The sequence below is a fragment of the Salmonella sp. SAL4457 genome (assembly GCF_046548235.1).
In the GTDB taxonomy this organism is placed as follows: domain Bacteria; phylum Pseudomonadota; class Gammaproteobacteria; order Enterobacterales; family Enterobacteriaceae; genus Salmonella; species Salmonella enterica.
Genome location: NZ_JBGDZO010000185.1, coordinates 1 through 338, shown reverse-complemented (window position 1 = coordinate 338; position 338 = coordinate 1). Strand labels below are relative to the sequence as shown.

Here is a 338-nt window from a genome sequence, read left to right as displayed (position 1 = left end):
CTACGAGTGGCGCTCGCTGTCCGCCGAAGGCCAGGCGTACATCCTCGGCCTGCGCGACATCTACGAGCAGATGTGGCTCGACGTGCTGGGGGAGGCGCGGCTGGCCGGCTACTGCCAGGGCGATCCGTTCATCCTGCGGCGCTTCCTCACCGGCGCGCTGTCCTGGACCACCACCTGGTTCCGTCCGGAAGGACCGATGAGTCTCGACCAGCTCGCCGAGGAGGCCCTGGCGCTGGTGATCAAGAACGCCTGATCACTCGGAGATCAGGCGGAACGGGTAGCTCAGCAGGAGGAAGTGCAGGGTGTTGATCGAGGCGTGCAGCAGCACCGCCAGGGAC

General features: G+C 66.9%; 1 pseudogene. It reads left to right on the top strand.

The features are described from left to right. Positions 1-253 (top strand): annotated as a pseudogene (atuR, locus tag ACLJNW_RS23830) (atu genes transcriptional repressor AtuR); the annotation flags it as partial. Positions 254-338: the final 85 nt, after the last annotated feature.